The sequence below is a fragment of the Massilia sp. CT11-108 genome (assembly GCF_047302915.1).
Lineage (GTDB): Bacteria > Pseudomonadota > Gammaproteobacteria > Burkholderiales > Burkholderiaceae_D > Telluria > Telluria orientalis.
The window spans coordinates 27,254-53,404 of sequence record NZ_JBKYMO010000004.1; the positions used below are offsets into that span (position 1 = coordinate 27,254).

The 26,151-nt window shown below is 65.1% G+C and carries 30 protein-coding genes and 2 tRNA genes; 22 read left to right on the forward strand and 10 right to left on the reverse strand.

The window, feature by feature from the left end:
• Window positions 1–54: 54 nt before the first annotated feature.
• From atpG to ACEN88_RS01110, 6 genes are all read left to right on the forward strand, one after another.
• A complete protein-coding gene (gene atpG / locus ACEN88_RS01085) occupies window positions 55–936 on the forward strand; it encodes a F0F1 ATP synthase subunit gamma (RefSeq protein ID WP_056133854.1) in 882 nt (293 codons plus the stop codon).
• Between the two features lie 53 nt (window positions 937–989).
• Window positions 990–2,393, forward strand: coding sequence for a F0F1 ATP synthase subunit beta (gene atpD, locus ACEN88_RS01090; protein WP_105378643.1), 1,404 nt, complete (start codon window positions 990–992; stop codon window positions 2,391–2,393).
• Between the two features lie 25 nt (window positions 2,394–2,418).
• Window positions 2,419–2,844, forward strand: a complete 426-nt coding sequence (locus tag ACEN88_RS01095) for a F0F1 ATP synthase subunit epsilon (protein ID WP_413336988.1) — start codon at window positions 2,419–2,421, stop codon at window positions 2,842–2,844.
• A gap of 334 nt (window positions 2,845–3,178) precedes the next feature.
• Complete coding sequence (locus ACEN88_RS01100; RefSeq protein WP_413336989.1) at window positions 3,179–3,610, forward strand: CoA-binding protein; 432 nt, start codon at window positions 3,179–3,181, stop codon at window positions 3,608–3,610.
• Window positions 3,607–4,443 (forward strand): PPK2 family polyphosphate kinase, encoded by an 837-nt coding sequence (locus tag ACEN88_RS01105; RefSeq protein ID WP_413336990.1) that lies wholly within the window; start codon window positions 3,607–3,609, stop codon window positions 4,441–4,443. Before ACEN88_RS01100 ends, ACEN88_RS01105 begins: the two co-directional genes overlap by 4 nt.
• A 74-nt stretch (window positions 4,444–4,517) precedes the next feature.
• Window positions 4,518–5,114, forward strand: a complete 597-nt coding sequence (locus ACEN88_RS01110; protein WP_413336991.1) for a glutathione peroxidase — start codon at window positions 4,518–4,520, stop codon at window positions 5,112–5,114.
• A gap of 208 nt (window positions 5,115–5,322) precedes the next feature.
• Here the strand turns inward: ACEN88_RS01110 and ACEN88_RS01115 are convergent, their stop codons facing one another.
• The 3 genes from ACEN88_RS01115 to ACEN88_RS01125 are packed head-to-tail and all read right to left on the reverse strand — an operon-like array spanning window position 5,323 to window position 8,547.
• Window positions 5,323–7,167 (reverse strand): chorismate-binding protein, encoded by a 1,845-nt coding sequence (locus tag ACEN88_RS01115; RefSeq protein WP_413337013.1) that lies wholly within the window; start codon window positions 7,165–7,167, stop codon window positions 5,323–5,325.
• 20 nt (window positions 7,168–7,187) lie between these two features.
• A complete protein-coding gene (gene slmA, locus ACEN88_RS01120; RefSeq protein ID WP_413336992.1) occupies window positions 7,188–7,766 on the reverse strand; it encodes a nucleoid occlusion factor SlmA in 579 nt (192 codons plus the stop codon).
• A gap of 4 nt (window positions 7,767–7,770) precedes the next feature.
• Entirely contained in the window at window positions 7,771–8,547 is a 777-nt protein-coding gene (locus ACEN88_RS01125; RefSeq protein WP_413337014.1) for an HAD-IA family hydrolase, read from the reverse strand.
• Between the two features lie 105 nt (window positions 8,548–8,652).
• On the opposite strand from ACEN88_RS01125, the gene ACEN88_RS01130 reads away from it, so the two are divergent.
• Window positions 8,653–9,537 (forward strand): TraB/GumN family protein, encoded by an 885-nt coding sequence (locus tag ACEN88_RS01130; protein WP_413336993.1) that lies wholly within the window; start codon window positions 8,653–8,655, stop codon window positions 9,535–9,537.
• Window positions 9,538–9,639: 102 nt separating this feature from the next.
• On the opposite strand, the gene ACEN88_RS01135 is transcribed toward ACEN88_RS01130, so the two are convergent.
• The 3 genes from ACEN88_RS01135 to argB form a co-directional block, all read right to left on the reverse strand.
• Window positions 9,640–9,716, reverse strand: a tRNA-Asp gene (locus ACEN88_RS01135).
• Window positions 9,717–9,871: 155 nt separating this feature from the next.
• A tRNA-Thr gene (locus ACEN88_RS01140) sits at window positions 9,872–9,946 on the reverse strand.
• 37 nt (window positions 9,947–9,983) lie between these two features.
• A complete protein-coding gene (argB, locus tag ACEN88_RS01145) occupies window positions 9,984–10,913 on the reverse strand; it encodes an acetylglutamate kinase (protein WP_413336994.1) in 930 nt (309 codons plus the stop codon).
• Between the two features lie 136 nt (window positions 10,914–11,049).
• On the opposite strand from argB, the gene ACEN88_RS01150 reads away from it, so the two are divergent.
• Window positions 11,050–11,244, forward strand: coding sequence for a cysteine-rich CWC family protein (locus ACEN88_RS01150; protein WP_413336995.1), 195 nt, complete (start codon window positions 11,050–11,052; stop codon window positions 11,242–11,244).
• 3 nt (window positions 11,245–11,247) lie between these two features.
• Here the strand turns inward: ACEN88_RS01150 and ACEN88_RS01155 are convergent, their stop codons facing one another.
• The gene (locus ACEN88_RS01155) at window positions 11,248–12,366 is read right to left on the reverse strand and encodes an alpha/beta hydrolase family esterase (protein WP_413336996.1); all 1,119 of its coding nucleotides are present in this window, start codon (window positions 12,364–12,366) and stop codon (window positions 11,248–11,250) included.
• A gap of 269 nt (window positions 12,367–12,635) precedes the next feature.
• Between ACEN88_RS01155 and ACEN88_RS01160 the strand changes: the two genes are divergently transcribed.
• Complete coding sequence (locus tag ACEN88_RS01160) at window positions 12,636–12,845, forward strand: DUF1289 domain-containing protein (RefSeq protein ID WP_413336997.1); 210 nt, start codon at window positions 12,636–12,638, stop codon at window positions 12,843–12,845.
• Between the two features lie 93 nt (window positions 12,846–12,938).
• Complete coding sequence (locus ACEN88_RS01165; protein WP_413336998.1) at window positions 12,939–13,898, forward strand: NAD(P)H-dependent flavin oxidoreductase; 960 nt, start codon at window positions 12,939–12,941, stop codon at window positions 13,896–13,898.
• A gap of 115 nt (window positions 13,899–14,013) precedes the next feature.
• Here the strand turns inward: ACEN88_RS01165 and ACEN88_RS01170 are convergent, their stop codons facing one another.
• The gene (locus ACEN88_RS01170; protein ID WP_413336999.1) at window positions 14,014–14,595 is read right to left on the reverse strand and encodes a hypoxanthine-guanine phosphoribosyltransferase; all 582 of its coding nucleotides are present in this window, start codon (window positions 14,593–14,595) and stop codon (window positions 14,014–14,016) included.
• Window positions 14,596–14,755: 160 nt separating this feature from the next.
• On the opposite strand from ACEN88_RS01170, the gene ACEN88_RS01175 reads away from it, so the two are divergent.
• The 8 genes from ACEN88_RS01175 (at window position 14,756) to ACEN88_RS01210 (ending at window position 20,781) form a co-directional block, all read left to right on the forward strand.
• Window positions 14,756–16,582, forward strand: a complete 1,827-nt coding sequence (locus ACEN88_RS01175; protein WP_413337000.1) for an aminopeptidase P family protein — start codon at window positions 14,756–14,758, stop codon at window positions 16,580–16,582.
• A 1-nt stretch (window position 16,583) separates the two neighbouring features.
• Window positions 16,584–16,844, forward strand: coding sequence for a hypothetical protein (locus ACEN88_RS01180; protein WP_258817532.1), 261 nt, complete (start codon window positions 16,584–16,586; stop codon window positions 16,842–16,844).
• Window positions 16,841–17,614 (forward strand): MgtC/SapB family protein, encoded by a 774-nt coding sequence (locus ACEN88_RS01185; RefSeq protein WP_413337001.1) that lies wholly within the window; start codon window positions 16,841–16,843, stop codon window positions 17,612–17,614. The genes ACEN88_RS01180 and ACEN88_RS01185 overlap by 4 nt, the downstream gene beginning before the upstream one ends.
• A gap of 15 nt (window positions 17,615–17,629) precedes the next feature.
• Window positions 17,630–18,208 (forward strand): DUF924 family protein, encoded by a 579-nt coding sequence (locus ACEN88_RS01190; RefSeq protein WP_413337002.1) that lies wholly within the window; start codon window positions 17,630–17,632, stop codon window positions 18,206–18,208.
• A 22-nt stretch (window positions 18,209–18,230) separates the two neighbouring features.
• Window positions 18,231–19,061 carry a Rossmann-like and DUF2520 domain-containing protein gene (locus ACEN88_RS01195; RefSeq protein ID WP_413337003.1) on the forward strand — a complete coding sequence of 277 codons (831 nt, stop codon included), beginning with the start codon at window positions 18,231–18,233 and terminating at the stop codon, window positions 19,059–19,061.
• Between the two features lie 149 nt (window positions 19,062–19,210).
• Complete coding sequence (locus ACEN88_RS01200) at window positions 19,211–19,828, forward strand: PEP-CTERM sorting domain-containing protein (RefSeq protein ID WP_413337004.1); 618 nt, start codon at window positions 19,211–19,213, stop codon at window positions 19,826–19,828.
• Window positions 19,829–19,917: 89 nt separating this feature from the next.
• Window positions 19,918–20,295: an MAPEG family protein gene (locus ACEN88_RS01205; RefSeq protein ID WP_413337005.1), complete on the forward strand. Its 378-nt coding sequence runs from the start codon at window positions 19,918–19,920 to the stop codon at window positions 20,293–20,295.
• Between the two features lie 123 nt (window positions 20,296–20,418).
• A complete protein-coding gene (locus ACEN88_RS01210; protein WP_413337006.1) occupies window positions 20,419–20,781 on the forward strand; it encodes a hypothetical protein in 363 nt (120 codons plus the stop codon).
• On the opposite strand, the gene ACEN88_RS01215 is transcribed toward ACEN88_RS01210, so the two are convergent.
• Window positions 20,782–21,360 carry a molybdopterin-dependent oxidoreductase gene (locus ACEN88_RS01215; protein WP_413337007.1) on the reverse strand — a complete coding sequence of 193 codons (579 nt, stop codon included), beginning with the start codon at window positions 21,358–21,360 and terminating at the stop codon, window positions 20,782–20,784.
• Window positions 21,361–21,430: 70 nt separating this feature from the next.
• On the opposite strand from ACEN88_RS01215, the gene ACEN88_RS01220 reads away from it, so the two are divergent.
• Both ACEN88_RS01220 and ACEN88_RS01225 read left to right on the forward strand, forming a co-directional pair.
• Entirely contained in the window at window positions 21,431–22,006 is a 576-nt protein-coding gene (locus ACEN88_RS01220) for an alpha-ketoglutarate-dependent dioxygenase AlkB family protein (protein WP_413337008.1), read from the forward strand.
• Window positions 22,007–22,189: 183 nt separating this feature from the next.
• Window positions 22,190–22,765, forward strand: coding sequence for a porin family protein (locus ACEN88_RS01225; RefSeq protein ID WP_413337009.1), 576 nt, complete (start codon window positions 22,190–22,192; stop codon window positions 22,763–22,765).
• 62 nt (window positions 22,766–22,827) lie between these two features.
• On the opposite strand, the gene ACEN88_RS01230 is transcribed toward ACEN88_RS01225, so the two are convergent.
• Window positions 22,828–23,391: an REP-associated tyrosine transposase gene (locus ACEN88_RS01230; protein ID WP_413337010.1), complete on the reverse strand. Its 564-nt coding sequence runs from the start codon at window positions 23,389–23,391 to the stop codon at window positions 22,828–22,830.
• Between the two features lie 274 nt (window positions 23,392–23,665).
• Between ACEN88_RS01230 and mrtJ the strand changes: the two genes are divergently transcribed.
• Together mrtJ and ACEN88_RS01240 are read left to right on the forward strand one after the other, a co-directional pair.
• Window positions 23,666–24,028: a JDVT-CTERM system glutamic-type intramembrane protease MrtJ gene (gene mrtJ / locus ACEN88_RS01235; RefSeq protein ID WP_413337011.1), complete on the forward strand. Its 363-nt coding sequence runs from the start codon at window positions 23,666–23,668 to the stop codon at window positions 24,026–24,028.
• A gap of 18 nt (window positions 24,029–24,046) precedes the next feature.
• Window positions 24,047–25,930, forward strand: coding sequence for a beta strand repeat-containing protein (locus tag ACEN88_RS01240; protein WP_413337012.1), 1,884 nt, complete (start codon window positions 24,047–24,049; stop codon window positions 25,928–25,930).
• The last annotated feature ends 221 nt before the right edge of the window (window positions 25,931–26,151 follow it).

Sequence of the window (26,151 nt, forward strand, 5' to 3'; positions counted from 1 at the left end):
TGATGGATCTCGGGACGGGGGCTCTCCCCCCGTCCCCTTAAGGAGTAAGGGCTCATGGCAGCAGGCAAAGAGATACGAGGCAAGATCAAGAGCGTAGAAAATACGAAGAAGATCACCAAGGCGATGGAAATGGTCGCCGCGTCCAAGATGCGCAAGGCGCAGGACCGGATGCGCGCCGCCCGTCCCTACAGCGAGAAGGTCCGTAACATCACGGCCAACCTCGCCACTGCGAACCCGGAGTACACCCACGCGTTCATGGCGCAAGCCAAGGACGTCGAGGCGAAAGCCGTCGGCTTCATCGTCGTCACGACCGACAAGGGTCTGTGCGGCGGCATGAACACCAACGTGCTGCGCCAGGTGACGCAGAAGTCCCGCGAGCTGGAAAGCGCGGGCAAACGCATTGAAGCCGTTGCAATCGGCAATAAAGGTCTGGGTTTCCTGAACCGTGTCGGCGTGAAGGTCGTGTCGAGCGTCACCCAGATCGGCGACACCCCGCACCTGGAAAAGCTGATCGGCCCGATCAAGGTCATGCTCGACGCTTACCAGGATGGTCAGCTGGACGCGGTGTACCTGTGCTACACCAAGTTCATCAACACCATGCGCCAGGAACCGGTCATCGAGCAGCTGCTCCCGCTGCCGGCCGGTCACCTGGAAGCGGACAGCGGCGCCCACTCGTGGGACTACATCTACGAGCCGGACGCGCAAGTCGTGATCGACGAGCTGCTGGTCCGTTACGTGGAAGCGCTGATCTACCAGGCGGTGGCCGAGAACCTGGCGTCCGAGCAATCGGCGCGTATGGTGGCAATGAAGGCCGCGACCGACAACGCGGGTAACGTCATCGGCGAGCTGAAGCTGGTCTACAACAAGACCCGCCAGGCGGCGATTACCAAAGAACTCTCCGAGATCGTGTCGGGCGCAGCTGCGATCAGCAGCTGAGCGACGTAGCGACCTCACGAAACGACATTAAAACTATATCTGAAGGAACGAAAATGGCTGATGGCAAAATCGTTCAGTGTATCGGCGCGGTGGTTGACGTGGAATTCCCGCGCGACGCCATGCCGAAGGTGTATGACGCACTGAAAATGGAAGGCTCCGAACTGACGCTGGAAGTGCAGCAGCAGCTGGGCGACGGCATCGTCCGCACCATCGCGCTGGGCAGCTCGGAAGGCCTGCGTCGCGGCATGACCATCCAGAACACCGGCAACCCGATCATGGTTCCGGTTGGTCCGGCCACGCTGGGCCGCATCATGGACGTGCTGGGCAACCCGATCGACGAGCGCGGTCCGGTCAGCCAGGAACGCACCGCGTCGATCCACCGCACCGCCCCGGCCTACGACGAGCTGTCGCCGTCGCAAGACCTGCTGGAAACCGGCATCAAGGTGATCGACCTGGTCTGCCCGTTCGCCAAAGGCGGTAAGGTCGGCCTGTTCGGCGGCGCCGGCGTCGGCAAGACCGTGAACATGATGGAACTGATCAACAACATCGCCAAGGCGCACTCGGGTCTGTCCGTGTTCGCCGGCGTGGGTGAGCGTACCCGTGAAGGTAACGACTTCTACCACGAAATGGCCGATGCCAAGGTCGTCGATCTGGACAACCTGGGCAACTCGAAGGTCGCGATGGTCTACGGCCAGATGAACGAACCGCCGGGCAACCGTCTGCGCGTCGCGCTGACCGGCCTGACGATGGCGGAAGCGTTCCGTGACGAAGGCAAGGACGTTCTGTTCTTCGTCGACAACATCTACCGTTACACGCTGGCCGGTACCGAAGTGTCGGCATTGCTGGGCCGTATGCCGTCCGCCGTGGGCTATCAGCCGACGCTGGCCGAAGAAATGGGCCGCCTGCAAGAGCGCATCACGTCGACCAAGACCGGTTCGATCACCTCGATCCAGGCCGTGTACGTCCCTGCGGACGACTTGACCGACCCGTCGCCTGCCACGACCTTCGCCCACCTGGACTCGACCGTCGTTCTGTCGCGTGACATCGCCTCGCTGGGTATCTACCCGGCAGTCGACCCGCTGGACTCGACCTCGCGCCAGCTGGATCCGCTGGTCGTCGGCGAAGAGCACTACACGACCGCGCGCGCCGTGCAGGGCACCCTGCAGCGCTACAAGGAACTGCGTGACATCATCGCGATTCTGGGCATGGACGAACTGGCACCGGAAGACAAGCTGGTCGTCGCACGCGCGCGCAAGATGCAGCGTTTCCTGTCGCAGCCGTTCCACGTCGCTGAAGTGTTCACGGGCGCACCGGGCAAGTACGTCTCGCTGAAAGACACGATCAAGGGCTTCAAGATGATCGCGTCGGGCGAGCTGGACCACCTGCCGGAGCAGGCGTTCTACATGGTCGGCACCATCGAAGAAGCGATCGAAAAGGCCAAGAAGCTGGCTGCTTAAGAGCTAGCCTCTTCAAAGGACACTTATGGCAAATACCATTCACGTTGACGTCGTCTCGGCCGAAGAGCAGATCTTTTCGGGCGAAGCGGAATTCGTCGCGTTGCCGGGTGAAGCGGGTGAGCTGGGTATCTACCCGATGCACACCCCGTTGATCACGCGCATCCGCCCGGGTGCCGTGCGCATCAAGGTGGCGGGCCGCAGCGACGAAGAGTTCGTGTTCGTTGCCGGCGGCATCCTGGAAGTCCAGCCGAAAGGCGTGACCGTCCTCGCCGACACCGCGATCCGCGGTGCCGACCTGGACGAAGCGAAAGCCCAGGAAGCCAAGCGCAAGGCCGAAGAGCTGATGGTCAACAAGGACTCGCAGATCGACTACGCCAAGGCGCAAGCCGAACTGGCGGCGGCGATCGCCCAGCTGGCGGCCATCGCCAAGCTGCGTCATAAAGGACGCTGATCGCTCGTTTTTCGAGCGCTCAAAAGAAAGGCAGCCCCGGCTGCCTTTTTTATTGCCCAAATTCGGGGTCAGAGCACATTTATCGCGAAATTCGGGGTCAGAGTACTTTTTAGAACAATGGCTTCTGCGAATCAAAGCCCTGGTAAGCGATGCCGGTAGCCCGCCCGGCATGGCGACCCTTGCGCAAAGCGTTCTTCAGAACCATTGCTTAAAAATGTGCTCTGACCCCGAATCTTTGCCGAAATGTGCTCTGACCCCGAATCGGTATCCTGCGCCGTCTGATGATGCAAACCTGATAAGCTAGTGTCAACGACAAGACAAACTCAGGCTTAGCATGCGAACCATCGAACAAATCCTCCGCGCAGCCCGGACCGTGGCCGTCGTCGGGCTCTCGAACAAGCCCGAACGCGCCAGCCTGGAAGTCGCCAGCTACCTGCAGGAGCAGGGCTACCGCATCATCCCCGTCAATCCCGCCTACGCCGGCCAGGTGATCCTCGGCGAGACCGTCTACGCCACCTTGCAGGAGGCGGCCGACGCGCTGGCGTCGTCCGGCACGCGCATCGACATCGTCGATTGCTTCCGCAAGTCGGAAGAGATTCCGCCGATCGCCAAGGACGCCATCGACGTGCGCGCCAGCTGTCTGTGGATGCAGCTCGGCATCGAGAACCAGGTCGCCGCCGACCTGGCCCGCGCCGCCGGCCTCGACGTGGTCATGAACCACTGCATGCTGATCGAACACCGCAAGCTGGGAGAACAGGCCGCATGAGCATGCTGGAACGCTTCCGCGCGCCGAAAAACCTGGAACTGCGCGACAAGGATGCCGGCGCCACCCCGCTGCGCGACGACAAGAAGGGCAAGCTCAAGAATGGCGAACTCAAGGAGCGCGAGCGAGCGCTTACTGCCGAGCTGACGGCCGAAGTGGCCAAGCTGCAGGAAAAGCTGTACGCCGCGCGCGACCAGAAGCTGCTGCTGATCCTGCAGGGCATGGATACCTCCGGCAAGGATGGCACCGTGCGCGCGCTGTTCTCGCAGATCAATCCGATGGGCCTGCACGCCACCGGCTTCGTGGCCCCGACCGAGAAGGAAAAAGCCCACGATTTCCTCTGGCGCGTGCACGCGCGCGTGCCGGCCAAGGGAGAAATCGGGATCTTCAACCGCAGCCATTACGAGGACGTGCTCGTGCCGCGCATTCTCGGCACGCTGGACGGGATGGACCTCGAGCGCCGCTACGCCCACATCCGCGACTTCGAACGCATGCTGGCGGAGACGGGGACGGCGATCATGAAGGTCTTCCTGCACATCTCGAAAGACGAGCAGCGCGAGCGCCTGCAGGCGCGCCTGGACGACCCGGAGAAGCACTGGAAGTTCGACCCGGCCGACCTCACCGCGCGCGAGAAATGGGATGTCTACCAGGGCGCCTACGCCGACGCGATCAACGCGACGGACTGCGACCACGCGCCGTGGTACATCGTGCCGGCCGATTCGAAGACGCACCGCAACCTGATCATCGCGCACCTGATGCTGGAAACGATGCAGGGCATGAAGCTCGAATGGCCTCAGCCGAAGGCGGACATGTCGAAGGTAAGGATAGACAACTGAGTCGACGGCTGAGCCTGCCGGTCCGCGCCGATTGGCATAGAATGAAGATCCACCAACCCGTGCGATTTCCGACCATGTTCAAGTCCACCGCTTTGCTGCTTTCCCTCGGCGCCGCCGCGACGTTCTCCACGATGACGGCGGCACCCGCGCTGGCGCAGACCCCGGCCGCCCAGCCCGTCGCCCAGCCGGCCAGCTGCCCCGCCGTGCTGAAGCACACCTTCAACCGCCTGCAGGACGAAGCGCCGCAGGACCTGTGCCAGTACAGCGGCAAGGTCGTGCTGGTGGTGAACACGGCCAGCTACTGCGGTTTCACCAAGCAGTACGAAGGCCTGGAAAAGCTGTACGCGAAGTACGCGCCGCGCGGCCTCGTCGTGTTGGGCTTCCCGTCGAACGACTTTAAACAGGAAGACGCGGACGCGAAGAAGATCGCCGACCTTTGCTACAACACGTACGGCGTGAAGTTCCCGATGTTCACGAGCACCGTCGTCTCCGGAGATAAAGCCAATGCGCTGTATTCGGAGCTGATCAAGGCGACGGGCAACCAGCCCAAGTGGAACTTCAACAAATACCTGATCGACCGCAACGGCAAAGTCATCGATTACTTCCCGAGCAAGGTGACGCCGGAAGATCCTACCCTCGTCGGCAAGATCGAGCAGGCACTCAAAGGCTGAGCCCGCCAATCATCCCATCGTGGGCATTTTGATGCACATCAACGATTTTGTTGAGGTGGTTCAATAGACTGTCTTCATCGAATCCAAATGAAGAAGAGTCCCACGATGCACCTCCCCGCCTGAACGCCCGCAGCACCGAATCCCCGCTTCCTCCAAAAGCGTGCCGGCCGTAACTGGCCGGTTTTGGCCGGCCTCGTGCTGGCCCTTTTTACTTGCGCAGCACGGCGCGCAGCGGCCCGCGCAGCGCGTTGCAGACGACGATTTCCTGCGCACGCGCGAGGCTCGCGCGCGTGAGCGGGCATTCGATCGCGCCCCAGGCCGGATCGTCCAGCAGCACGCCCCGCATCACGCCGGGCAGCACGCCGGACGACAGCGGCGGTGTGTACCAGCGGCCGCCGATCTTCACGAACACGTTGCTGCGGCCGCCCTCCGTCAATTCGCCGCGCTCGTTGAAGAACAGCGTGTCGAAGGCGCCCGCGCTTTCCGCCGCGCGCCAGGCGGCGTCGTAGCGGCTGCGGATGCTCGTCTTATGGCGCAGGAAGACGTCGTGCGCGCGCGTGGGCGCGTCCGCCAGCAGCACGGCGACCGGTTCCTGCAAGGGCGCCAGCGCCCCCGTCTGCACGACGATCTCGCCGTCGGGACGCAGCGCGAGCCGCACGCGGTGCGGGGCGTCGTCCGGCAGCGCGGCACAGGCTTCCACCACGGCTGCACGCGCCAGGTCCGGCTTGAACGGATGGCCGAAATACGCGGCCGATGCACCCAGGCGCGCAAGGTGGCGTTCCAGGTGACGGCACCCGTCCGCGCGCGTGGCGTGGATGGTCTCGAAGATCTCGAAGTCGTTCGGCAGGCCCGTGAGGAAGCCGGCCTTGAGCCGGCATTCGGCAAACTCGGCGCCCGCGTCGCTGTCGTACACGATGCCCGCGCCCACACCGAGCTCTCCGTGCCGCACGCCGTTCTGTTCCGGCAGCAGGGTCAGCGTGCGGATCGGGACGGATAAACAGAAATCGCCGAACCGCGCATGCTGCAGCGTCCCGAACCCGCTGCCCGCCGGCGGATCGATCCAGCCGATCGCGCCCGTGTAGATGCCGCGCGCGGCCGGCTCCAGTTCGCGGATGATTTCCATCGTGCGGCGCTTGGGCGCGCCCGTGATCGAGCCGCAGGGATACAGGGCCGTGAAGATGTCCTGCAACGTGGTGCCCGGCGCGAGCTGGGCCTGCACGGTGGACGTCATCTGCAGCACGCTGCTGTAGCGCTTCACCTCGAACAGCGCGGGCACGCCCACGCTGCCGGTGCGCGCGATGCGTCCCAGGTCGTTGCGCAGCAGGTCGACGATCATGAGGTTCTCGGCGCGGTTCTTCGGATCGGCGGCCAGCTGCTGCGCGCGCACGGCGTTCACGACATCGTCGTGCAGGTCCGCGGGCGCCGTGCCCTTCATCGGACGCGCCAGCAGGCGGCCCGCGTCATGGCGCACGAACAGTTCCGGCGACAGCGACAGCACCGCGCGGCCATCCGGCAGGGAGACGAGGGCGCCGTAGGGCACCGGCTGGCGTGCGCGCAGGCGCGCGTACAGCTGCCTGATGTCGCCGAAGGCGTCGAAGCGGAGACGGTACGTGTAGTTGACCTGGTAGGTGTCGCCGGCCGCGATGTAGTCGCGGATGCGGTCGATGGCCTGGGCGAACGTGGCCTCGTCGACGTTGGCGCGCACGGCGCCGATGCCGGCCGGGCCACTGGCTTCGTCTGCGGCGAGCCACGCGTCGACCTGGTCCGCATCCAGCATCGTGTAGCGCTCGAACAGCAGCACCTGCGCCAGCGCCGCGTGCAGCTCGCGCGGTGCCGCGATGCCGAGCAACTGCTCGCCCAGTTCATAGGTCAGCACCGGCACGGCGTGCAGGCCGCGCGCGAGGGCGTCCTGGACGCCGTCCAGCAAGCGCGGCCAGTCTTCCACGTGCTGGCATGCCAGCACGCCCGCATAGCCCTCGTACAGGCGCGAGCGCGCCTGCGCATGGCCTTCGGGGCTCGCGTCATCGAGCAGGGCGAACACGGTGGCGTCCATGGCGCTCATGGCGATCGATATCAGGCGGCGAGGAGGAGGGCCAGCTGCAGCGGGCTGTTCTCGACAGGGTGCTGCTTGAAACCGCTCTTGGCGTAGCGGTGCCAGCGTCCCGTCACGTACGCGACGAGCATCCCGGCGCGCGCGGCCACGTCTTCCTCACGGCCGTGGCCCTGCGTGCTGGCCACGCGCAGCGCCTGCTTGAACGCCAGCTCGACCTTGTCGTAGAACTGGTTCATGCGCAGGACCAGGCGGTCGTCCTCGCCGACGAGGGCATCGCCGATCAGCACGCGCGTCATGCCCGGATTGCTGGCGGAGAACGACAGCAGGATCTGCAGCATCGCATGCGCCTGCGCGACGCCATTGTCCTCGCGTTCCGCGACCTGGTTGAACAGGGTGAACACGGTGCCCTCGATGAATTCGATCAGGCCCTCGAACATCTGCGCCTTGCTGGCGAAATGGCGGTACAGGGCCGCTTCCGACACCGACAGCCGGGCGGCCAGCGCCGCCGTGGTGATCTTCTCGCCCTTCGGGTGTTCGAGCATGGCCGCCAGGGCCTGGAGGATCTGCTGCTTGCGTTGGCCCGGCTTGGTGCTTGCCATGTTGTTAGAGGTTCTCCGTGTGATGTCTGGGGGCGAGCCGGTGCAGGTGCGCGGGCAGCCGAAGAACGGATTTTACTTTGACATCGACGTAACCGGGGCGTTTGACCATCTTCGGCAGGGGGGCTTTGCCGATCGGATCGCTGTAGCGCAGGTATTGCGTGACCCAGGCCGTGCGCAGGCCGAGCTGCTTGGCGCGCTTGAGGTTGATGAGCGTGTCCTCGACGAGGATGCAGCGCCGCGCCGACACGCCGTGGCGCCGCAGCAGGCGGCGCAGCATCAGCTTCGACGGCTTGGGATGCAGCCGGCCGTGCACGCGCATGTCCTCGATCGCGACGTGGTGGGCGAACTGGCGCTGCAGGTCGATGTGGCGCACGACGCCCGTCGAATACGCGGTGGGCGCGTTCGTCAGCAGGATCTTGCGTCCCGGCAGGCGGCGCAGCAGGCGCTCCAGGCCGCGCTCGTAGCGCACCAGCTCGTGCAGGGCGCCGATGTCGTGCGTCTGGCGCAGGAAGTCGGCCGCGTCGACGCGGTGGTGGCGGATCATGCCCAGCAGCGTCGCGCCGTAGCGCTTCCAGTAGCCGACGCGGGCCGCGTCGACGGTTTCCTGGCTCGCGGGCGTGACGCCGTCGCCGAGCACGCGCGCGATGTACGTGTTCATGTTGGCGCTGATCGCCGGAAAGATCGCGTGCGATGCATCGTGCAGCGTGTTGTCGAGGTCGAACAGCCAGACAGGCGAGGGGAGCTTGGACACGGTGGGAACGGAACGGACAAGGGAGTTCAGATTATATCGGCATGACGCAGCGCGTTTCTTCCTCTGATCCAGATCGCATGCCCGGCTGTCGGGCCGATCCAGAATGGGTCAAGGATGACTTCCGCGAGGATGCGTATGCGCCGCTTCTTCCACCTGATTCTGGTATGCCTGCTGGCCACGCCGCTGGCCCATGCGACCGACCGCGGTGCGCTGTTCCGGCTCACGCTGGACGGCCACGTGATGCATCTGTTCGGCACCTTGCACGTCGGCCTGCCGGACTTCTATCCACTCGAAGACCGCCTCACGGGCGCGCTGGCCGAGGCATCGACGCTGGCGCTCGAGATCGATCCCGACCAGCCGCGTGCCGACCTGCAGGACGCGCTGCGCACGTACGGCATGCTCGCGCCCGGCAATCCCGCCTACGACAGCCTGCCGCCCGAGCAGAAGCGGCGTCTCGACAGGCTGTTGCAGCAGGGGGGCCTCGACGCGTCATCGATGTTGAGCTTCAAACCGGTGCTGCTGGCGACGATGCTGACACTGGCCGAATACACGCGCCAAGGGTACCGGGTCGACCTGTCGAGCGATGCGTGGCTGGCCCGCCAGGCGCGCCGGCACCACGTCCGGGTGCTGGCGCTGGAATCGCTGGGCGGCCAATTGGCGCAGCTGGACCGCCTGCCGATGCCGGATCGCTGGCGGTTTCTGGAAGAAATGATGGACACGATCGAATCCGGCGCCCAGCGCACGGAGGCCCGGGAAGTCGTGCGGGCCTGGAGTACCGCGGACCGGCAGGCGCTCGACCGGATGGCGGAGCGGTGCGAGACGGACCGGAGCGTGTCAGGCCGCTTCGTGACCCAGGTGCTGCTGAAGGAGAGGAACGTCGGGCTGGCCGAGCGCCTGCTGCAATTGCTGCGTGCGGAAGACCGGACCGTGGCCGCGATCGGCGTGCTGCATTTATTGGGGACGGGGAGTGTGCCGGCTTTGCTTGAACAAAGCGGGGTGACGATCGAACGGGTCTACTGAGCCGTCATTCCCGGCATTGCCGGAAATGACTTCCCGCGCACGCGGGAACGGCGGATGCGAAACAAAAAAGGGTCCGAAAAATCGGACCCTTTTTCTTAATTCTGGCGGAGCGGACGGGACTCGAACCCGCGACCCCCGGCGTGACAGGCCGGTATTCTAACCAACTGAACTACCGCTCCAGCTTTTACTCCTCTCTCGCATCCTGACGCTTGTCATCGCGCCGCGAGTGTCCTGCATTCCTGCCGCGCAAACGCGCAGCGTGAACAAGATGCTTGTCTTATCCGTTACGTCAGGCATCGGGGATACCAAAACAGGCGGGAATCTGGACAAATCCTGGTGCCCTTGACGTGGATTGAACACGTGGCCTCTCCCTTACCAAGGGAGTGCTCTACCACTGAGCTACAAGGGCAGTGATTCTTGTGGCGCCATTCAGACGCCACAGAAATTCAGTGCGAGCGGATCATAGTGCCAAAAGCCTGTTCGGTCAAGACTTCCAGCAACAAAGAGTGCTCGATGCGGCCATCGATGATGTGCACGGTGTTCACGCCCGACTTGGCGGCGTCCAGCGCCGACGAGATTTTTGGCAGCATGCCGCCGGAAATCGTGCCGTCTGCGAACATCTCGTCGATCTCGCGTGCCGACAGGTCGGTGACCAGGTTGCCGCTCTTGTCCTGCACGCCGGCGATATTCGTCATCATGATCAGCTTTTCGGCTTTCAGGATTTCCGCGATCTTGCCGGCGACGACGTCGGCGTTGATGTTGTAGGCCTGGCCGTCCTGGCCGAAACCGATCGGCGAGATGATCGGGATGAAGGCGTCGTCCTGCAGCGCTTTCACGACGGCCGGATTGATCGCTTCGATTTCGCCGACGAAACCGATGTCGAGGAACTCGCCCGGCTTTTCCTTGTCCGGCATGGCCATCCTGCGTGCGCGGATCAGGCCGCCGTCCTTGCCGGTCAGGCCCACGGCCTGGCCGCCGTAGTGGTTGATCAGCATGACGATGTCCTGCTGGACTTCGCCGCCCAGCACCCACTCCACCACTTCCATGGTTTCTTCGTCGGTGATGCGCATGCCTTGCACGAAGGTGCCCTGCTTGCCGATTTTTTTCAGGGCGTTGTCGATCTGCGGACCGCCGCCGTGCACCACGACCGGATTCATGCCGACCAGCTTCAGCAGGATCACGTCGCGCGCGAAGCCGTGCTTCAGGCGCTCGTCGGTCATCGCGTTGCCGCCGTACTTGATGACGATCGTCTTGCCGTGGAAATTACGGATGTAGGGGAGCGCTTCGGCCAGGATCTGTGCCTTGATCTGCGGCGAGACCGCAGTCAGGTCGTTGTTCTGGTCGTCGCCCGTCAGATTGCTCAGCGTTGCGTTCATTGGGGGTCCGGAAAAGAATTTGCGAGATTTTACAGGCAATAGCCTACCGCAGTGGCCATTATAGAAGTTCTATGTTGTATTTTCCGGCACCGGCCGTTAAGGTGCATTACATCTGGATACACGATGTCACCTTTGCATGAGCACTTGTTCACAATGCGGCGCCGAATTCGGTTGCGCGATGGCGGATGGTACCGATGGTGCACCGTGCTGGTGCACGAAGCTGCCGCCCGTGGTCCCGCTGCCGGTGCCCGGCGCAGCGGCCGGGTGCTGGTGTCCGGCCTGCCTCGAACAGCATATCGCGCAACAGGCCGACAAGGCGCCGGGTATGTAAGCGTCAGCGCGCCGTCCGGAAGAACCGCATCATTTCGCGGCTCGCGTTCGGGCCTTTGCCATCCGTATAGCTGCCGCGCGTATCGCCGCCCGACCAGGCGTGGCCGGAACCGTGGATCTCCCAGTGTTCCGCGTGGATGCTGCCGTCGGGCCGGCGGTGCACGGTGCGCGTATAGGCGTGGCCATCTGGCACGTTGCCGGGTTCGACGACGACGTCTTCCGATGGGTGGCGCCGGCGCTGGTTGATCAGTTCGTGGCCGTTGGCCGGATGCACGGTCGTGTCGCGGTCGCCGTGGAACACGATGATCGGCAACGATTTACCCGGCTTGTGGCCGGTGCGGAAATCGCCCTTCATCGCGGCCATCGCCGACGGCAGGTCGTGCGCCGCCGCGAACGGCAGGCCGGAGTGGACACCGACGGCCGCGTACAGCTCCGGATACAGCGTGCCCATGATGGCCGCCATCGCGCCGCCCGCGGACAGGCCCGCGACGTAGACGTGCTTCGGATCGATCACGTAGCGCGCCATGATGTCCTGCGTGAGCCCGGCGATGATCGATGGCTCGCCCTGGCCGCGCTGCTGGTCCGCGGCGCTGAACCAGTTCCAGCAGCGCGTCGCGTTGGCCTGCTGCGACTGGGCCGGATAAGCGACGAGGCAGCCATATTCCTCGGCGAGGGCGTTCATGCCCGTGCCGAGCGCGAAGTCGTCGGGATGCTGCGAGCAGCCGTGCAGCATCACGAGCAGCGGCGCCGGCTGTCCGGCATACGTGCTCGGGATATACAGTTTGTAGTCGCGGGTGCCCGCGTCGTTCGAATAACTGGCGTCGATGAAATGGCCGGGCAGGCCGATCGCGGCCGCGCCCGTCGACAGCGGGGGCACATTGAACGGATTCGCACTCTGGCCCAGGCGGGACAGGTCGGCCAGCATGTCGGAAAAGGCGTCGTAGGTCGGATAATTCGAGGCCGGCGGCGTGATGGATTCCACGCTTTTGACCGCTGCGGTCTGCACGGCGGTGGCATTCTTGACGGATTCCCGGATGACGGTGCGGGCAACGGACGGGCCGCGGCGCATCAGGGATCGGGTTGCAGCGCGCATTTGCGCCAGGAACTTGTGATTCAGGGACATCGGCACTCCTTGTGGGGTGTGTCGGCAATGCGCCGGCGCGTGGCTGAGGCATCGATCGAGGGTTCAGTCTTGATGGCAAAGCTTGCGCGAACCTTACAGATGGGGTAAGCGCAACGCGCAACGGAAGAGCCCCAGTCTACGCGGGTGGGCTTGTCGGTCAAGCGCGATTCGTCCCGGTAGGTTAATCTGCGCACCATGTGTCCTATATCCCAGACCAGTCGGCGCTCCAAGTGGCGCGACACAATACCGACAGTTGCACAGGCCGCGGCATGAACGAGACACGTCTTTTGCCGGAACAACAGACGCCCGTGCCGTCCCCATGCATCAATGTGTGCAAGATGTCGCCCGTGACGGGCCTGTGCGAGGGCTGCCTGCGCACCATCGACGAGATCGTCGCGTGGGGCCGCGCCGACGACGACACCAAGCGCGCCGTGTGGGCGGAGATCCGCCGGCGCGAAGAACAGATTCCGTTCGATTGATGCCGGCGCTGCAAATTTAGAGCTCGGAATCTAGCACGATCGTGCTTTTCTAATCCATAATCGACGGGTCCGATCAACTATCGCGAGAAACCCATGGCGCTGCCTCCCGTCCTGCAAAACCTGTCCCTCCCCGTCATCGCGTCGCCGATGTTCATCGCCAGCGGTCCCGCGCTGGTGGCCGCGCAGTGCAAGGCGGGCATCGTCGGTTCCTTTCCCGCGCTGAACGCGCGTCCGGCCGAGCTGCTCGACACGTGGCTGACGGACCTGCAGCGCGAGCTGGCGGATTACCAGGAACTGCATCCGGACCGGAAGGTGGGCCCGATCGCCGTCAACCAGATCGTGCACCAGTCGAACGACCGCCTGGAACACGACGTGGCCGTGTGCGTGAAGCACCAGGTGCCGATCATCATCTCGTCGCTGCGCGCGCCGCCGAAAGAGATGCTGGACGCCGTGCACGCCTATGGCGGCATCGTCATGCACGACGTGGTTTCGATCCGTCACGCGGAAAAGGCGCTGGAAGCGGGTGTCGACGGCCTGATCCTCGTCGCGGCCGGCGCCGGCGGCCATGCGGGCGCGCTGTCGCCGTTCGCGCTGGTCGGCGAAGTGCGCAAATTCTTCGACGGCCCGATCGCGCTGTCGGGTTCCATCGCGACGGGCGACGCCATCCTCGCCGCGCAGGCGATGGGCGCCGACTTCGCCTACATCGGCTCGCGCTGGCTGGCCACGCGCGAATCGAACGTCACCGACGCCTACCGCAGCGCGATCGTGGAATCGACGGCGGCCGACGTCGTCTACACGAATCTGTTCACGGGCGTGCACGGCAACTACCTGAAAAAATCGATCGTGGCGGCCGGGCTGGATCCGGACAACCTGCCGGTGTCGGACAAGAGCAAGATGAGTTTTGGTTCCGGCAGCGCCAAGGCGTGGCGCGATATCTGGGGCGCGGGGCAGGGCGTCGGGCTGATGGATGACGTGCCGACTGTCGCGGAGATGGTGGAGCGCCTGACGCAGCAGTATCAGGCGGCAAGGGAAAGGCTGGGCCTGAAGGCCTGATCACGTCATCCCCGCGAAAGCGGGGATCCATGCTGAAGTACCGAAGTACGCAGCTTTTTCGACTTCGGAAACTCAGTATGGGTTCCCGCTTTCGCGGGAACGACGGGGCGGGCGCTTAGCCCAGCACCTTGTCCGCATCCCGAATCACCCACAACCCCGGCAAATTGCGCCAATACCCGTGCGCATCCATGCCGAAGCCGACGACGAACTGGTTCGGCACCGTCAGGCCGACGATGTCCGCCTGCACCGGTTTCACTTTACCGAGTTCCTTGTCCGCAAACACGGCCAGGATCACCTCGGCCGCGCCCATGTCCAGCAGGCGCTGCTTCACGTGGGCCAGCGTTTCGCCTTCGTCGAGGATGTCGTCGACGATGATGATCGTGCGGCCCGTGACGTCCTGGCGCGGGATGACTTTCCACACGACTTCGCCGCCACGGTCCAGGTCGCCGTAACGGGTGACGTGGATGTAGTCGAATTCGAGCGGGAACGTCAATTGCGGGAGCAGGTTGCCGGTGAACACCACCGCGCCGCCCATGACGCCCAGCACCAGGGGAAATTCCCCCGTGTCGTCATTGTCGAAACGCTGGTTCAGCACTTCGGCGACGTTGCGTACGGCCGCCTGGACGGTGTCCGCGCTGACGATTTCCTCGGCATTGGCCAGCAGCGCGCGGGCGCGGTTGTAGTGAAAGTCTTGCATGATATTTCAGGGTCGGTTGCAGGATCGGATTGATCCCTGGGCGTGCGATTATCCGTCAGTTTGCGCTTGCGCGCGATTTCCGGCGGCGCGGGTCGGCGGTATGCTTCAGAGGGCGTATCATACCGGCTTGATAAACACATCACCCGACAACCGAGCCACCATGCCAGCACCTGATTCCACCCGTGTGCGCGCCGAGCGCCTCGAGAAGCTGCGCGCCGCGATGGCGCGCCACCAGGTCGATGCCTTCATCGTACCGTCCGCCGATCCGCACCTGTCCGAATACCTGCCCGGCCGCTGGAAGGGCCGCGAATGGCTGTCCGGGTTCACGGGGTCCGTCGGCACGTTCATCGCCACGCACGACTTCGCCGGCGTGTGGACGGACGGCCGCTACTACACGCAGGCCGAGAACGAACTGGCCGGCACGGGCATCCGGCTGATGAAGATCCCGTCCGGCGCGAGCCTGCTGCACATCGACTGGCTGGCCGACACCCTCGACGCAGGCCGGACGGTCGCCGTGGACGCGCGCGTGCTGGGTCTCGCCGTCGCGCGCCTGCTGGGCGATGCGCTGGCCGCCCGCGGTGTGAAACTGCGCACGGACCTCGACCTGCTGGACGAGATCTGGGATGACCGCCCGGGCCTGCCGCCCGAGCCGGTCTACGAACATGTGGCGCCATTCGCGGTGCTCGATCGCGCCGATAAACTGCATGCGACGCGCAACGCGATGGCGAGGCTCGGCGCCGAACGTCACTTCATCTCCACGCTCGACGACATCGCCTACCTGTTCAACCTGCGCGGCGCCGACGTCAGCTTCAATCCCGTGTTTCTCGCGCACGCGCTCGTGGAAGCGATGGGCGCCACGTTGTTCGTCGCCGACGGCAAGATCGATGGGAGCCTGCGTGCGCGCCTGGAACAGGACGGCGTGCGCGTGGCGCCGTACGAGGGGGCGCGGCAGGCGCTGGCGGCGCTGCCGCCCGACAGCACGCTGCTGGTCGATCCGCGCCGCATCACGGCCGGCATGCGCGCCGCCGTGCCGGCGCATGTGCGCGTGGTGGAAGCCATCAACCCGACGACCCTGGCGAAATCGCGCAAGCTCGATGCCGAGATGGACCACGTGCGCGACACGATGGAACAGGACGGCGCCGCCCTGTGCGAATTTTTCGCATGGCTCGAGCGGACGCTGGCCGATCCGAACCGCACGCCGCTGAACGAAGTCCACATCGACGAGCAGATCACGGCGGCCCGCGCCCGCCGTCCGCACTTCGTCAGCCCCAGCTTCGGCACCATCGCCGGCTTCAATGCGAACGGCGCGATCATGCACTACCGTGCGTCCGAAGACAACTGCGCCGTGATCGAGGGCGACGGCCTGCTGCTGATCGACTCCGGCGGCCAGTACCTGGGCGGCACGACGGACATCACGCGCGTCGTCCCCGTCGGCACGCCGTCCGCCGCGCAAAAGCGCGACTTCACCCTGGTGCTGAAAGGGATGATCGCGCTGTCCGTCGCGCGCTTCCCGCGCGGGACGAAAGGGCCGATGCTCGATGCGCTGGCGCGCGCCCCGATCTGGGCGGCTGGAATCGATTACGGCCACGGCACCGGCCATGGCGTCGGCTACTTCCTCAACGTGCACGAGGGGCCGCAGGTGATCTCGCCGTCGGCGCCGCCGGAGCCGCATACGGCCATGGAACCGGGCATGATCACGTCGAACGAGCCGGGCATCTACCGCCCCGGCCAGTGGGGCATCCGCATCGAGAACCTCGTGCTGACGCGCGTGGTGGGCGATGGAGCCATTGATCCTCAAAGCGAATTCCTCGGCTTCGAGACCTTGACCCTGTGCCCCATCGACACGCGCTGCATCGACCTGTCGCTGATGCGCGGCGACGAGGTCGCGTGGCTCAACGACTACCACCGCAGCGTGCGCGCGCGCCTGCTGCCGCACGTGACCGGCGCCGCGCGCGACTGGCTCGAACTGCGTACCAAGGAGATCTGACATGGCAGGAGCACGTTCCACCCGCGCCAGTGCCGCCGTCGACCGACTCAAGCGGCGCACCGGCGTGACGTCGTATTCGATGGCGCGCACCGGCGACGGCCTGTTCTTCCTGTCCGAAAAGCCGGGCGCGCCGCCGTTGTGCGCGCCGCTCGAGCTCGACGAGTTCGTGGCGTTCGTCAACGGCCTCGGTCCGCAAGAGGTCAAGCGCATCAGCAAGCACGACGTCGAATTCGAAAAACAGCTGGTCAGGAAAAAGCCTTGACGGCTCCCGCATCGAACGACCTGGCCCTCACGCTGCCGGAGCTGGTCGGCGCGTACTGGTCGCAGGCCGAACTGGCCACGAACGCGCTGATCCTCCTGAACCTGGCGGGCGCGCTGCTGCTGGGCCTCATGGTCGGCTACGAGCGTTCGTACCACGGCCGCGCGGCCGGCATGCGCACGTATGGCCTCGTGTGCATGGCGTCGTGCGCGCTGACGATCGTCGCCGGCTATCCGAGCCACTGGTTCGGCGGGCACGGGTCGTCCGTGGCACTGGTGGATCCCACGCGCGTGATCCAGGGCGTCGTGACGGGCATCGGTTTCCTCGGCGCCGGCGTCATCATGCGTTCGGGCTTCAACATCAGCGGCCTGACGACGGCGGCGTCGATCTGGTCGTCGTCCGTGATCGGCATCCTCGTGGGCCTCGGGTTCTACATGGCCGCGATGGGTCTCGCGTTCTTCTCCGCGATGATCATGATCTACCTGAACAAGGCCGTGGGCCTGCTGCCGTCGCGCCATGCGGTGGCCGTCACGCTGCACTTCAAGCCCGGCGTCTATCCGCAGGAAGAGACGCTGCGCCAGGCGGCGCTGGAGCGCGGCTACGAGATCGCCGGCGGCTCGCTCACGATCTCCAGCGAGAAGGGCTGCCAGGAGTGGCATTTCGTCGCGCTGGAATTGCCCGGCAAGCCGGGCGCGCCGCTGTCGCTGCTGGCCAGCGAGCTGTGCACGTTCGAAGGCGTGGACGGCTTCCAGCTTTCGCATGCACGCAATTGATATGAAGGGACATGAATGACACCCCAGGACGTTCTCGATTTCTGGTTCGGCGCACCGGGCAGCCTTGACGCCGGAAAACCGCGCCGCGAATGGTTCGTCAAGAAGGACGAATTCGATGCCGTCATCCGCGACCGCTTCGGCGCCGCCATCGAACAGGCGCTGGCCGGCGGCCTGCGCGAATGGGATGCGCAGGGACCGCGGGGCACCCTCGCGCGCATCCTCGTGCTCGACCAGTTCACCCGCAACGCCCATCGCAACACGCCCCTGTCCTTCGCCGGCGATGCGCTGGCGCTGGCGGCCGCGAAATCTCTCGTCGACAGCGGCGCCGACCGCGAGCTGCCGCCGCTGCAGCGCGCCTTCGCCTACATGCCGTTCGAGCACGCCGAGGACGCGTACATGCAGGAGCGCGCCGTCGAACTGTTCGGCGTGCTGGCGGCCGAACATCCGGGCTTCGACGAGATGCTCGATTACGCGCACCGCCACCGCGGCGTGATCGCGCGCTTCGGCCGCTTCCCGCACCGTAACGAGATCCTCGGGCGCGCGTCGACGCCGGAAGAAGTCGAATTCCTGCGCCAGCCGGGCTCCCGTTTCTAAGTCCCGTTTCTGAGTCCAGTCAATGATGACGACCCTGAACATCGTCGGCGCCGGCCACGTGGGCCGCGCCCTCGGCCGCCTGTTTGTTGCGCGCGGCGTGTTCGCCGTGCAGGACGTCAAAACGCGCGGCCCTGACAGCGCGCGCGACGCCGTCGCATTCATCGGCGCCGGTACGCCGGCCGATGGCGATGGCACGTTGCGGCCGGCCGACGTGTGGATGCTGGCCGTGGCGGACGATGCCATCGCCGGTGTCGCCGCCGCCCTGGCGCAATCCGCGCCGATGGCGGGCGCCGTCGTGTTTCATTGCAGCGGCGCCAAGGCGTCCACGGCGCTGGAGGCGTTGCGCCAGGCGGGGGCTGTCGTGGCCAGCGTGCATCCGGTGCGCAGCTTCGCCGATCCGGCCGCGGTCGCGGCGGCGTTCGACGGCACGTTCTGCGGCGTGGAAGGCGATGTAGCCGCGCTGGCGGTCCTGCTGCCCGCCTTCGAGGCGATCGGTGCGCGGCCCGTGCGGATCGACCCCGCCGCCAAGACCGTGTATCACGCGGCCGCCGTGTTCGCGTCGAACTACCTGGTGACCGTGATGGATGCCGCGCTGCGCGCCTACGAGGCCGCCGGCATCCCGGCCGACGTGGCGCGCGAACTGGCGCGGCCGCTCGCGACCGAAACTTTATCGAATGTGCTGCGGCTGGGGCCGGAAGCGGCGCTGTCCGGACCCATCGCGCGCGGCGATGCGGCGACCGTGGCGCGCCAGCACGCGGCCGTCGCGGCCTGGGACGGTCCGACGGGCGCACTGTACGACGCCCTCGCCTCCGCGACATGGGATCTGGCGCGGCGCAAGCCTCGCGGTATGTAACGCCATGTCACGTATTTTGTCGACGGAATTTACAATTCACTGTCGGGATTTTTCCTTGATGGCGTAACGCCCTGTATTTTCGAAAGAAAAAATTCGGGCATTATTTTTGCGTCTCCTCTCGCGCTAAAACACGAGGGGAGGGCAAATCCATGTTTAACAAATTCTGGAAAGCCGGTGTAGCGAGCACGATGTTTGTGGTGAGCAGTCTGGCGGCGGCTGCGCCGATCACTTTTATCCCGCCTAACGACCCGGCGGGGTACATCGGTTCGACGCATTCGAACGACGCGTGGTCCATGGGGCGCGGTATCGGTTTCCGGGTGACGACCCAGGAAACCATATCGAGCGTCGGCGTCTATGTGGACCTGGCCAACACCGAATTGCATTGGGGCATATATACGATCGACTCGTTGGGCAACGACGTCGCGAAGCTCGACACGCTCGCGTCCGGCAGTTCGGTGGTCACCACCAACGGGCTCGCGTGGATCGACTTCAACGTTCCCGACGTCGTGATCAACGAATACTGGAATTACCTGATCGAGTTCTCGTTCGACGGTGAATCCAACCAGAATTTTTATTATTACAACCGTGACGAATCCTGGGATCAGGGGATCTACCGTTCACTCGACGGTGAGGCATTGGGACGTTTCGAAAGTTACTATAACGTGCCGGCGATCCGGGTCAATGGCGCCTACGTACCGGAGCCCGCATCGCTTGCATTGGTCGGTGCCGGCATGCTGGCGCTGGGTGTGCGCCGCCGCCGGAGCTGAAAACCTGGACCGGCGTGATTGCGCCGTTGTGCGTCATGTTGTAAAAAGCCTGTCTGCCCAAACAGATGGGCTTTTTTGTTGGAGACCACATGATGTTGACTGCATGGGCCACGCTGGCCGCACTGGGCGTGTATTTCTGGACCGGCGTCATGGCCGGCTGGGCCAGGAACAAGTACAACGTGCCCGCCCCAATGATGGAGGGGCCGCTGCCGTTCCAGAGCGCGCAACGGGCGCAGGCGAACACGCTGGAACAATTGCCGCTGGTGCTGGCGCCGCTATGGCTGTGCGGCCACTATCTGGGCGATCGCTGGGCGGCCGCGGGCGGGCTGCTGTGGTGCGTCGGACGGATTCTGTATGCGCTCGGCTATTACCGCGATCCGGCCAAGCGCGAGATCGGCTTCATCGTCGGCATGCTGGCGTGCGGTGCCCTCGTTGCGGGCAGTGTCATCGGGTTATTGTCCGCCTGACCTGTTGCACTAGAGCAAAATCTCGAAAACCATTCGTCGACAAAGTTCCCATACTGCAATAAGCTGTGTCTGATTTTAATTTATTGGATGACGGCGCCGCCGTCATGCGTGGAGGACGACAGCATGCTGTTCCTGAAAAGTACGAGTGTCACCAAGGCACCGGGCATTTATGAAGTCGACGTGGCAGCAAAGCCGCCGGGTAAGACGTTCGGCGTATTCATGGCCACCGATCCGGACAATCCGCCGCGGGCCGTGCTGACGGCCCTGGCCGAGCTCGGCTTCGAGAGCACTTACCAACAGACCTATGTCCACAAGGACAAGGGCAAAGTCCTCGACCTGCATTTCCAGAAGAACGGCACCGACCTGTTCAACGGTTGGAAGACCGAGGAATGCACGGCCAACCTGGCCGCGCTCGACACCCTGTTCGGCAACGTCGGCATCAAGGTCACGCCGCGCGTGATGAGCCTGGCCGAAGCCTACGCCTGATCAGGCTTTCACCTCCACGTGGTACAGCGCCCACGGGCAGGCGGCAAAGCGCTGCGGCAGCGGCAGTGCCGCCATCTCGGCCACCCGGTCGGCGTCGTACACGGCCCATAGCGGCCCAAGTCCTCCCAGCGGCATCGGATTGCCATCGATGTGCGTGGCCACGATGAAGCGCCGCGCACGCGCCTGCGCGACCGGCAGTTCCACGTTGTAGCCATCCACCGCGCGCAAGATCAGGATCGTCCTGTCGCCCACCGTTGCGCCGGCGCGCGCCAGCACGTCCGTCAGTAGCGGGCCGCGCAGCGTGTGCGGCCTGCCGTCGTACTCCAGGGTCGGGCGGATCGTCACGGGCGGCAGGGCCAGCAGGCTGGCGTAATCGAACGCCCAGGCTTTCGCGAACGTGACCTGGTGCTTGTGCATCATCTGGTCCAGCGCCGGGTCGAGCGGCCCGCGATTGCTGTGCGAAATGTCTCCAGTGACTGTCAGCAGGGCAGGGCCGCGGCCGGACGGTTGCGCCGCGTGGCCGGCGATCGGAAGGGCGCCCGCGACCGCCGCGGCGCCGAGGAACTGGCGTTTGTTCATGAGAAAATGCCTGGTCGATGAGATCCTCTCATCATAGCAATATTGTCGAATGGATTTGTTTTCCACAAGCATGGATTTGATCCCCATCCCGATCGAGGATGGCGAGTTGTCCATGCTGGCCCAGCTTCCTATACCGATCGGCAATGCCGAGATCCTGGCGCGCCTGCTTGCCGAGACATCATGGCGTGCCGACACCGTCGTCGTGTATGGCAAGCGCTATCTGCAACCCCGCCTGACGGCCTGGTATGGCGAAGCCGGCTATACCTATTCCGGCCTGACCCTGCATCCGCTGCCGCTGACACCGCTGCTGGAAACACTGCGCGCCGCGGTCGAGCAGGCGACGGGACGGCGCTACAACAGCGTCCTGCTGAATCACTACCGCGACGGCGCGGACAGCATGGGCATGCACAGCGACGACGAGCCGGAACTGGGACCGCAGCCGGTCATCGCCTCGCTCAGCTACGGCGCCTCCCGCACATTCATCCTGCGCCACAAGCGCAGCAAACGCACCGTCAAACTGGACCTGACGGATGGCAGCCTGCTGTTGATGGCGGGGAACCTGCAGGCGAACTGGCAGCACGGCATCAACAAGACGGCCAAACTGGTTGGACCACGCATCAATCTAACTTTTCGTTACGTGAGCTAAATCGTTGTTATCTCTGCCCAATTTTCGTTAAAGCACTACTGAATTTAGGGTCATTAAGTTACATTCGATTACAAGTCTTACGAGTTCTGCACGGACTTCACCAATTCGCGGTGCTATCTTGACCACATCACGATTCACGATCGAATCGCGAACCAGTCAAACAACGCAAAGGGAATCCGTAACATGAAAAAGCTCATCGTTGCACTGATCGCCACCACTGCCGCCGTCGGCGCGGCCCAAGCCCAGACCACCCAGACCCAACCGCGCGCCTACGTCGGCGTCGGCATCGCCACGGCGGACCACGTGAATTCCTCGGTCGGCGGCCTGACGAATTTCGACAGCGACGGCTACAAGGCCTCGGGCAAGATCTTCGGCGGCTATGAATTCGACCAGAACTGGGGCGTCGAAGCCGGCTATACCGACTTCCGCAACTCGGATTTCAACTACACCGCCAACGGCGTCAACGGCAGCGGCCGCACCAAGGGCAACAGCTACTATGTCGCCGGCAAGTACAACTACCCGGTCAACGACCAGTTCTCCGTGTACGGCAAGCTGGGCCTGCAGCACAGCGAGCGCAAGCTGGAAACCGCCGCGCTGAACATGAAGAACACCGATACCGGTGCCTACGGCGCGGTCGGCGTGCAGTACAACCTGAACCAGCAGGTTGCCCTGACCGCAGAGTACGAGCGCTACGGCAAGAGCAAGGATTTCGGCGCCAAGGCCGACGCTTGGACCGTGGGTGCGCGCTACAGCTTCTAAGCGTCTCCAGCTTTACTCCCAAGGTAGAAAGGCCTGCACATGCAGGCCTTTTTTTTCGCCCGCTACGGACGTGCGATGTGCCCGGGCTGGCCTGCCGGCCGCATCCACGGCGGCAGCGCCAGCGGCAGCGCGGGCGGCGTGAATCCGGCCGAAATAAAACGGTGCAGCGACGACCACGGCCATTCCGATGGCTGTTGGCAGAGGCCATGGCGCATCGGGTTGCCGTGCACGTAGTCGACGAGGCTGGCGTATTCCTCGTCGTCGCCCACGCGGTAGTCGCGATAGTGACGTTCCCAGATGGCGCCGTCGCCCGTGCCGCCATCGCCCTTGCCCTTGGCGCCGCCCGGCAGGCAGGCTTTATGCAAGGCCTTGGAAAAGGCGATCTTGACGGCGCGCCAGCGCGACGCGCAGTCGTGGTCGCCCGGCGGCAGGGTCCAGATGGCGTGCGCGTGGTTCGGCAGCACGACCCAGGCATCGACGTGGAACGGTTTGCGGATGCGCGCCTGGCGCATCGCTTCGCCGAAAGCCGAGAAATGGTCCGTAAGTAAGGTGCTGTCTCGATCCAACAAGCGCACCGTAAAGAAAAAGGTCCCGCCCGGGACCCGGTTGTCGCGGTAATGTGTCATGAACGTAGTCTGCCAAGCGGCGCAGCCATGCCGTGTCGATCTGGCGCAAACGCGCACGAGTTGAAGAGCCTCAACCACAACGATTCTACCCACGATGTCTCTTTGACGACGATCCATTTCCGCGCATTAAACCGTGTGGCGGAAGTGGCAAACATGGCGTTTTGACACCGCAATGGTGCTCATTGGTTCGTCCAGCGAATTTTTTTTTCAAACGGACTGAACCTTTTCACAACGGCCGGTATTAACCGGACGATTTCCGCAGTAACAACCTGATATGCCACCCATTGCCCTGCTGTCCCAGCACCTGGTCTGCACCGGCCAGCTCGTTGCGCCCGACGCCGCCGCCCTGGCGCGACTGCTGTTGCTGGCGCCCGTGCTGGAGGAGTGGGTGGTGCGTGCCGGCTTGCAGGAGTGGCTGATCCGGCGCGCGGCGTTTGCATCGGTACCGATACCGGTAGCTTTGTCGGCGGCCGCGTTCGCGCTGCTGCATGTGGGCGCCGGCTGGCACGCGGCGGCGCTCGTGCTGCCACCGGGACTGGCGCTGGCGCTGCTCTACCAGCGCGTCCGCGACTGGCGCTGGTGCGCGCTGGCGCACTGCGGGATGAATGCACTGGCCCTTGGTGGCTGTGCCCTTTGAACGAATCTGGGAGTCACTATGACCGGGCTGCAAAGAAGTGTTTATACCGTTCTCGCCGTCCTTGCGTTCGTCCCGGCCGTGCACGCGGCCGATGCACTGAACGGCAAGAACCTGTACCTGAACGGGCCGACCAGCGGCGGCACGTCCTGCGCGTCGTGCCACGGGCCGTCACCCGCCGCCAACGTCAACGGCATCCTCGCCGCGGCGAATAACCCGAGCGTGATCAGCAGCGCCTTCAGCGCCAACAAGGGCGGCATGGGCACGCTGTTCAACGGCAAATTCACGACGGCGGAAATCGCGGACCTCGCCGCCTTCATCGGCAACCCGACCGTGACCGCCGCACCGGCGGCTGCCGTCAATCCGGCCTCGCTGAGCTTTGCGGCCAGCACCATCGGCCAGTCGGCATCGCCGCTCGCCACCACCTTGTCCAACACGGGCAACGCAGCCCTGAACGTGGGTACGTTGACCCTGTCCGGCGCGGCCGCGGGCGACTACGCCATCAGCGGCGGCACCTGCGCCAACGGCACGTCGCTGGCGGCGGGCGCCAACTGCACCGTGCAGGTCACCTTCAAACCCACCGTCTCCGGCGCACGCGGCGCATCGCTCGTCATCGCGCACAACGCGACGGGCGGCTCCAGCACCGTGGCCCTCTCCGGTACCGGCAACGCCGTCGCGCAGGCGACCGTCGCGCTGTCGGCCAATGCGATCGACTTCGGCGCCCTCGTCGCCGGCGTCGCGTCGCCCGCGAAGAGCATCACCGTCAACAACACGGGCCAGGCCGCGCTGACCTTCTCCAGCATCGCCGTCGGCGGCGCCAACGCGGGCGTGTTCACGCTGGGCGGCACGTGCGCGACCGGCACGGCCGTCCCGGCCGGCGGCAGTTGCACCGTGACCGTGACCGCGAATTCGTCGACGAACGGCGCGTTCAGCGGCAACCTGTCGCTGGGCTCGAACGCGTCGAACGGCGCCGTGACCGTGGCATTGTCCGGCACCGTCGCCGCGCCCGCACCGGCCGTCAAGGCCAATCCATCGGCTGTGGCGTTCGGCACGCAGACGATCGGGGCGCCGGCCGCGACGCAGACCGTCACCCTCGCCAACACGGGCAACGTGGCGCTCACCTTGAACGGCGTCGCCGTCTCGGGCGCATCCACCGTCACCATCGCGAGCAAAACGTGCGGCACGACCCTGGATGTCGGCGCCAACTGCACCGTGACCCTGGCCTTCGCGCCGACGGCATCCGGCACCGCCGCGGCCACGCTGGCCGTGACGTCGAATGCGGCGCCGCTGCAGGTGTCGATCAGCGGTACCGGCACCACGGCGCCGGCGGCGAAACCGGCGCTGTCGGAAGCGGGCCCCGTCGCCTTCGCGGATACGCAGGTCGGCAAGAGCGCCGCGACCCACACGATCACCCTGTCGAACGGCGGCACGGCCGCGCTGAAGGTCGCATCGCTCGTGCTGGATGGCGCGCAGGCGTCCGACTTCGTCCTCGGCGGCACCTGCGCCACCAACGTGTCGGTTGCGGCGTCGGCCAGCTGCACGATCGACGTCGGCTTCAAACCGACGGCCGCCGGCCAGCGCGCCGCGACCCTCGTCCTGATGACGGACGCGGGCAACCAGTTCACGGTCGCACTCGGTGGCACTGGCGTCGCCGTGCCCGTGCCGATGCTGACCGTGAACCCGCAATCCTTCGACTTCGGCGCGGCCGACGTCAACGGCACCTCGCCCACGCACCGCATCACGCTGGCCAATACCGGCGCCAACGCGGCCACCGTGACGGCCGCCACGTTCACCGGCCCGTACGCGTTGCAGGCGGATACGGGCGCCTGCGCGGCCGTGCCGTTCACCCTGCAGCCGGGCGCGAGCTGCGACCTCGTCGTGGGCGTCACGCCCCGGGGGTTTTAAAAAAATGACGCGGCCGCCGAAAATAGAGGTGTTGATGTCGGGGGTGGGCGGTTGATTTAAAAAAAAAGGGGGGGGGGGCGCGCGCCCCCCCGCCGGCGGGCGGCCCCCCCACCACCCCCCCCGCCCCGGGCGCCCCGGTGGGGCTTTGCGGCGCGCTTTATTGCCCCCCCCCGCGGCCCGCGCCGCTGTCGCTGCTGGCCAGCGAGCTGTGCACGTTCGAA

Coding starts and splice junctions, on each gene's coding strand:
- ACEN88_RS01155 (WP_413336996.1), bottom strand. CDS start 12,366: ATGTCCCTGAATCACAAGTTCCTGGCGCAAATGCGCGCTGCAACCCGA.
- mrtJ (WP_413337011.1), top strand. CDS start 23,666: ATGCCACCCATTGCCCTGCTGTCCCAGCACCTGGTCTGCACCGGCCAG.
- ACEN88_RS01115 (WP_413337013.1), bottom strand. CDS start 7,167: ATGGACGCCACCGTGTTCGCCCTGCTCGATGACGCGAGCCCCGAAGGC.
- argB (WP_413336994.1), bottom strand. CDS start 10,913: ATGAACGCAACGCTGAGCAATCTGACGGGCGACGACCAGAACAACGAC.
- ACEN88_RS01110 (WP_413336991.1), top strand. CDS start 4,518: ATGTTCAAGTCCACCGCTTTGCTGCTTTCCCTCGGCGCCGCCGCGACG.
- ACEN88_RS01230 (WP_413337010.1), bottom strand. CDS start 23,391: ATGACACATTACCGCGACAACCGGGTCCCGGGCGGGACCTTTTTCTTT.
- slmA (WP_413336992.1), bottom strand. CDS start 7,766: ATGGCAAGCACCAAGCCGGGCCAACGCAAGCAGCAGATCCTCCAGGCC.
- ACEN88_RS01105 (WP_413336990.1), top strand. CDS start 3,607: ATGAGCATGCTGGAACGCTTCCGCGCGCCGAAAAACCTGGAACTGCGC.
- ACEN88_RS01215 (WP_413337007.1), bottom strand. CDS start 21,360: ATGAACAAACGCCAGTTCCTCGGCGCCGCGGCGGTCGCGGGCGCCCTT.
- ACEN88_RS01210 (WP_413337006.1), top strand. CDS start 20,419: ATGCTGTTCCTGAAAAGTACGAGTGTCACCAAGGCACCGGGCATTTAT.
- ACEN88_RS01100 (WP_413336989.1), top strand. CDS start 3,179: ATGCGAACCATCGAACAAATCCTCCGCGCAGCCCGGACCGTGGCCGTC.
- ACEN88_RS01175 (WP_413337000.1), top strand. CDS start 14,756: ATGCCAGCACCTGATTCCACCCGTGTGCGCGCCGAGCGCCTCGAGAAG.
- atpG (WP_056133854.1), top strand. CDS start 55: ATGGCAGCAGGCAAAGAGATACGAGGCAAGATCAAGAGCGTAGAAAAT.
- ACEN88_RS01190 (WP_413337002.1), top strand. CDS start 17,630: ATGACACCCCAGGACGTTCTCGATTTCTGGTTCGGCGCACCGGGCAGC.
- ACEN88_RS01240 (WP_413337012.1), top strand. CDS start 24,047: ATGACCGGGCTGCAAAGAAGTGTTTATACCGTTCTCGCCGTCCTTGCG.
- ACEN88_RS01205 (WP_413337005.1), top strand. CDS start 19,918: ATGATGTTGACTGCATGGGCCACGCTGGCCGCACTGGGCGTGTATTTC.
- ACEN88_RS01165 (WP_413336998.1), top strand. CDS start 12,939: ATGGCGCTGCCTCCCGTCCTGCAAAACCTGTCCCTCCCCGTCATCGCG.
- ACEN88_RS01180 (WP_258817532.1), top strand. CDS start 16,584: ATGGCAGGAGCACGTTCCACCCGCGCCAGTGCCGCCGTCGACCGACTC.
- atpD (WP_105378643.1), top strand. CDS start 990: ATGGCTGATGGCAAAATCGTTCAGTGTATCGGCGCGGTGGTTGACGTG.
- ACEN88_RS01130 (WP_413336993.1), top strand. CDS start 8,653: ATGCGCCGCTTCTTCCACCTGATTCTGGTATGCCTGCTGGCCACGCCG.
- ACEN88_RS01170 (WP_413336999.1), bottom strand. CDS start 14,595: ATGCAAGACTTTCACTACAACCGCGCCCGCGCGCTGCTGGCCAATGCC.
- ACEN88_RS01160 (WP_413336997.1), top strand. CDS start 12,636: ATGAACGAGACACGTCTTTTGCCGGAACAACAGACGCCCGTGCCGTCC.
- ACEN88_RS01220 (WP_413337008.1), top strand. CDS start 21,431: ATGGATTTGATCCCCATCCCGATCGAGGATGGCGAGTTGTCCATGCTG.
- ACEN88_RS01225 (WP_413337009.1), top strand. CDS start 22,190: ATGAAAAAGCTCATCGTTGCACTGATCGCCACCACTGCCGCCGTCGGC.
- ACEN88_RS01200 (WP_413337004.1), top strand. CDS start 19,211: ATGTTTAACAAATTCTGGAAAGCCGGTGTAGCGAGCACGATGTTTGTG.
- ACEN88_RS01195 (WP_413337003.1), top strand. CDS start 18,231: ATGATGACGACCCTGAACATCGTCGGCGCCGGCCACGTGGGCCGCGCC.
- ACEN88_RS01150 (WP_413336995.1), top strand. CDS start 11,050: ATGAGCACTTGTTCACAATGCGGCGCCGAATTCGGTTGCGCGATGGCG.
- ACEN88_RS01095 (WP_413336988.1), top strand. CDS start 2,419: ATGGCAAATACCATTCACGTTGACGTCGTCTCGGCCGAAGAGCAGATC.